The organism is Streptomyces sp. NPDC054841, assembly GCF_053611045.1.
The window spans coordinates 1-5,459 of the sequence record NZ_JBSGZO010000527.1; the positions used below are offsets into that span (position 1 = coordinate 1).

4 protein-coding genes and 1 tRNA gene are annotated in these 5,459 nt (G+C 72.0%); 3 read left to right on the forward strand and 2 right to left on the reverse strand.

Annotation, left to right across the window (positions count from 1 at the left end; all coding sequences use genetic code 11):
* Nucleotides 1-490 (reverse strand): MFS transporter (locus tag ACWGI8_RS38415; protein ID WP_453668075.1); only part of this gene is annotated, 490 nt, incomplete at its 3' end.
* 291 nt (nt 491-781) lie between these two features.
* Here ACWGI8_RS38415 and ACWGI8_RS38420 point away from each other — a divergent pair.
* Nucleotides 782-853 (forward strand) — tRNA-Cys (locus ACWGI8_RS38420).
* A 158-nt stretch (nt 854-1,011) separates the two neighbouring features.
* Here the strand turns inward: ACWGI8_RS38420 and ACWGI8_RS38425 are convergent.
* Nucleotides 1,012-2,364 carry an amidase gene (locus ACWGI8_RS38425; RefSeq protein ID WP_453668076.1) on the reverse strand — a complete coding sequence of 451 codons (1,353 nt, stop codon included), beginning with the start codon at nt 2,362-2,364 and terminating at the stop codon, nt 1,012-1,014.
* A gap of 368 nt (nt 2,365-2,732) precedes the next feature.
* Here ACWGI8_RS38425 and ACWGI8_RS38430 point away from each other — a divergent pair, with 368 nt between their 5' ends.
* Complete coding sequence (locus ACWGI8_RS38430; RefSeq protein ID WP_453668077.1) at nt 2,733-3,617, forward strand: serine/threonine protein kinase; 885 nt, start codon at nt 2,733-2,735, stop codon at nt 3,615-3,617.
* A 2-nt stretch (nt 3,618-3,619) separates the two neighbouring features.
* A partial coding sequence (locus ACWGI8_RS38435; RefSeq protein ID WP_453668078.1) for a protein kinase domain-containing protein occupies nt 3,620-5,459 on the forward strand: 1,840 nt, incomplete at its 3' end.

The following is a 5,459-nucleotide window of genomic DNA, read 5'->3' on the forward strand; positions in this document are numbered from 1 at the left end:
GGATCACCCAGCTCGCGGCGAACGCCGCGATGATCGGCGGCCGCAGCCGCTCCGGGTAGGCGCGGCCGATGACGACGTACAACGCGACGATCACCAGCCCGCCGCCCAGCCCCTGGACGGCGCGTCCGCCGATGAACTGCCACATCGTCGACGCCGACCCGGACAGCAGCAGCCCGGCGGCGAACGCCGAGATCCCGGCGGTCAGCGCCCCGAGCGGCCCGCTGCGGTCGGCCCACTGCCCGGACAGCACCATCGCGAACAGGCTGGTCGTGAAGTACGCGGAGAACGCGAACGCGTACAGCCCCACCCCGTCTAGCTCCCGTGCGGCCACCGGCATCGCCGTCCCGACGGCGGTCGCCTCGAACGCGATCAGCAGGACGACGGAGACGATGCCGATGCTGAGGGCCCGGTGGCTGCGACCGAGGACCCCGCCGTCGTCAGCGGGGTCGGCGACGCTGACGTCGAGGTGGCTCGGTTCGAGGGCTGTCATGCCCCCCAGAGTAAGGGGCGTCGCATTGGTTGGCCCCTGTCGCGGGGCGGGGCCCGGGTCGTCCCTTGGTCCTACGCCGCGGACTTACGACCACGGACAACGACCCGCGGGCCGCGACCACGACCACGGGTCACGGGCCACGTGGCACCCCGACGAGCGTGGCTACGGGCTCGGCCACGGGCCTGGTGACGGGCCACCATGAACGGCGTATGGCAGTCGTATTGCAGCCCTCGCGCCGCCCTTGAGCGGGGTCCTGGGCCGCCCCTACGGTCAATGCATCGAGGAACACACGACCGTGTGCCCGAGTGGTTGAGGGACTCGCCTGCAAAGCGGGTTACGCGGGTTCGATTCCCGCCACGGTCTCTGATGAGGCGCCCCCACCCCCGGCCGGGGGTCCGGGGGGCGCCCCCCGGGAAAACACAGCGTCGGTTCGATTCCGATCACGGTCTCCGCGGGACAGGAAACGAAGGGCCGAGCCGGACAGATCGATCCCCGGAGCCGCTTCCCGACGACGAGCACCGTCAGGACCCGGCGGACTCCAGCAGCTCCGCCACCGCGAGTGCCACATCCTCCCGGCCAGGGCGGGCCACGACCTGTACTCCTATGGGACGTCCTTCAGGCAGAGTCCCGACCGTCGCCACCGCAGCGGGAAGGCCGAGCAGCGTCACCGCACGACAGGCCGACACGATCTGCCAGCCGTCAAGTATCGTCCCCTCAACCTCGACCTCCCACGCATCGACCGGTGGCGCCGCGATGCTGGATACCGGGAGGAGCAACACGTCGGCCATCTGAGAGAGGAACTCTCCACGAAGGGCTTGCACACGTTGCCACAGCCTCTCGACATGTTTGCTGTCAACGGGTCGCACCTCGCCGAGCAGCTGTCGCACCATTGGCCCGAACTTGTCGGGTGCTGCAAGAGCTCGAATCCCGTCCTGCTGATCGGTTGCACGGAGCTCGGTGAACAGCGGGGCTGCGTGGAGCAGGGCGTCCGGCGGGCCCTCCACCACGTCTCCGACGCGACCGGCGAGAGAGCGAGCGGACTCGCCGACAGCTGCGCGGATGCTGCAATCGACCGGAACCGTGCCCTCACCGTCGCACCACGCGACCCTTACATCGGACAGGTCAGGCTTATCGACCCGCTCGCCAAGGAGAACCTCGGTGACCAGCCGGACGTCGCTGATGGTACGGGCCATCGGACCGAGAACTTGCAACTGACCCTGCACGGAACCGGGGTCGAGTTCGGGGTGTCCGTCCGGCACGCGACCCGGCAGTTGGCCATCGGCGGGCACTCTCCCCAGACCGGGCCTGAGCGACGCGATGCCGGTGCAGTGGGCAGGCCAACGAACCGACCCGCCAAAGTCCGTCCCCAAGCCAAAGGCGCTCATTCCGCACGCGATAGCGGCCGCCTCTCCTCCGCTCGACCCGCCCGGCGACAGCCGCGCCTCCGGCGCGACCGGATTGATCGTGTACCCGTGGGTCGGGTTCCACGTCTGCGTCGAAAGCGCGAACTCGGGGGTATTCGTCTTGCCCAGGCAGATGGCACCAGCGGCCCGGAGCCGAGCTACTGCCGTCGCATCGCGCTCGGCCCGCTTTCCCGCCAGCACCACGCTGCCGGCCTCGAGCGGCAAACCACCCACCGCAATGACGTCCTTCACGCTGAAAGGCACCCCGGCGAGCGGACCGACCACTTCACCTCGGGACAGGGCATCGTCAATGCCTCGAGCGGCCGCGAGCGCCTGGTCCGCAACGACAGAAGTGAAAGCATTGATCTCGGGATTCAACGCAGCCACCCGCTCAAGGTGTGCGGAGATCACTTCCGTTGCGGTGACGGCGCGGTGGCGCACCAGCTCGGCGATCTCCCGAGCTGAAAGCACGGAGGCTATGGAGACAGAGCCTTTGCCCACGTCAGAACTGGCAACCATGGCATTCCCGAAGCTCGGAGCGTAACAAGTGGAGGAACTATAAATAAGATCTCCCGCCCGAGGGGTCGGCAAGATGCGCCATAAGTAGACGTCAGAGCCAGGCAAGAATTGCTGAGTATTGATCAAGCCATTCGGACGATCTACAACACGCTCGTTCATCTCCGTACGCGGCTGTCCAGAGCCGTTCACGAGGTCCTGGCGGTCACAGGAGACGCGCTGGATTGAACGTCGGCGAACGGGCCCCCTCCCCCGCCCGCACCCACCCCAGCAGCCCCTCAGTAGGCTCCTGTTGCTCAACAGCAACAGAGGGGGATGCGCACATGGAACGACCACGCCTGAACTCACCGCGTGGTATCGGCCCGTATGCGCTCCTCACCCGTCTCGATCCTCCGGGTCCGTACGATTCGTACGTCCCCCACCGTCGCTTCATCGCACGACGCACCGACGGCGAGCGCACCGTCCTGCTCAGCGCTCCGCTCCCGGGCGCGGATCCGGCCCGCTTCGCGGTCGAGGCCGAGGCGTCGCAGCGCCTGTTCGGCCCATGGGTCTCGCCGGTGGCCGAGCTCGCACCGCCGGGAGAAGCCCCCTGGTACGCGTCCCCCTACCTGCCCGCGCTGCCCCTCCCCGTCGCACTCGCGGTCCACGGCGGGCCACTGCCGGAGCAGTCGGTGCGCGCGCTCGGCGCGGCGGTGGCCGAGACACTCGCCACCGCCCATGCCCAGGGCCTCACCCATGCCGGTGTCTCCCCCGCCGCCGTGCTCCTGACGGGCGACGGCCCCCGGCTGACCTGCTTCGGCGCGGTACGGGCCGCCGCACCGGACGGCGAGCGGCGCACCGGTCTGCCGGGACTGGAGCCCGGCAGCCTCGCCCCGGAGCAGGCGGCGGGCGGCCGCCCCCGCCCACCCGGCGACATCTACGCCCTGGGTGCGGTGCTCGCGTACGCCGCCACGGGCCACACCGTCCCCGAGCGCTCCGAACTCCCCGCAGCCCTCCGCCCCTTGGTCTCCGCCTGCCTGACCAGGGACCCGGCGAACCGCCCCACCGCGCCCGCCGTCCTCACCGAGCTGGCACCCCCCACCCCGCACGCCACCGTGCTCACGTCCGCGGGCCCGCTCCTCACCCCCGGCTGGCTCCCCGGCCGCATCGTCGCCGCCCTCGCCCGCCAGTCCGCGGAGATGCTCTCCGCCGAAATCAGGACGCCCTGACCATGGTCTCCCCGCTCACCCACGACGACCCCCAGAACCTGTCCGGGTATCTGCTGACGGCCCGCCTCGGCAGCGGCGGCATGGGCACGGTCTATCTCGCCCGGACCCCCGGCGGCCGCACTGTCGCTCTCAAGACCATGCACGCGGCCATCGCCACCGACCCCGCCGCGCGGACCCGCTTCCGCCTGGAGACCGACGCCGCCCGCATCATCGGCTCCCAGCACGGCGCCGCCGTCGTCGACGCCGACCCGCTGGCCGAAACCCCCTGGCTCGCCACGGAGTACGTTCTCGGCCCGCCCCTCGACGACGCCGTCTCGCTCTGCGGTCCCCTCCCCGAGCCCACCGTCCGCGCCCTCGGCGCCGCGCTCGCCGGAGCGCTGGGCCAGCTCCACTCCTCCGACGTCGTGCACCGCGACCTCAAGCCCTCGAACGTCATGATCGCGGCGTACGGCCCCAAGGTCATCGACTTCGGCATCGCCCGCGCGGCCGGCGACGACCGTCTGACGCGGGTGGGCGCCGCGGCGGGCACCCCCGCGTTCATGTCTCCCGAGCAGGCCACCGGCCAGGAGCACACCCCCGCCGGCGACGTCTTCGCCCTCGCCGGCGTCCTGGTGTACGCGGCCACCGGCCACGGCCCCTTCGGCGCCGGCCAGGCCGCGGACCTCCTCTATCGCGTGCGCTACGCCGACCCGGACCTGACGGACGTACCCGCGTCCCTGGCGCCCCTGCTCCTGCGCTGCCTCGCCAAGGACCCTTCGCAGCGCCCCACCACGGCGCAGCTCGCCGCCGGACTCCACGACGGGCGCGGCGAGTTCGCGGATCACCTGCCGGACACGCTCCTCGCGGAGATCGCCCGGCGGGCGACGGAGGTCTGGCAGTACGCCCCTTACCGGCTCCCGGCCCCGGACCCGGCGCCGCTCCCCGAGACCGTCCCGGACACCGGGTCGGCCGCCATGAGCCGGCGCAGGCTGCTGACCGTTTCCGGCGGATCGGCCCTCGCGCTGGCGGCCGTCGGCGCCGGTGCCTGGTCGTGGCTCCGCGGCCCCGGGGGCCAAGGAGGTGGGCCAGGCGGTGCATCCGGCGGCGGCACGGCGCTCCCTACGGGCGCACCGCCGCCGGACCCCCTTCCGACGAGTCCCGCGGTCGAGCGCCAGGCCTGGGGCAGGCGCGTCACGCGCACGAAGGGCAGCCCGGCCGTGCTCGCCCCGCTTCCGGCCGGCGACATCGTCGCGATGGCGACAGGCGACGGACTGCTCGGGCTGGCGGCACTGAGCGGTGAGCGCCGCTGGCTCGTGGGGGCGGTGAAGGACCCCCGGCACGTCCACACGGACGGTAAGCAGATCCACGTACTCCTCCCCGGCGGCGCACACGGTCATCGGCTGTCGCTCCACACCGTCGATCCCGTCGACGGCCGGACGTCCCCCGCCGCCCCGTTCTCGAAGTCCGCCGCACCCGTGCAGCAGGCCGCGCTGCTGAGGGTCGCCGACGGCACGGCCTACCTCGCCGCGGCGAGGGCGGGGAGCGCGGGGAGCTGGAGCGTCGCGGCTTTCGACGTCCGTACGGGCAGGGAGAAGTGGAGCTCGCCCCTGCGGGCGTACGACGTCGGGAGCGCCGACGACCTCATCGTCACCGCCCTTGCCGGCGGCCGGCTGGTCCTGCGCCGGCCGGCGCGGAACGGCGGCGGCCTCGACGTCAGCGCCCTGGACGTGCGGACGGGCAGACGGCTGTGGGCGACGACGGTGCCCGGGGAGAAGACCCGGGACGCCGCGCTCGCGCCGAACGGCCTCGCCGCGGACGACAAGCACGTGTACGTGGGTGCCCGCCGCCTCCAGGCGCTCAGGC

Coding starts and splice junctions, on each gene's coding strand:
- ACWGI8_RS38430 (WP_453668077.1), top strand. CDS start 2,733: ATGGAACGACCACGCCTGAACTCACCGCGTGGTATCGGCCCGTATGCG.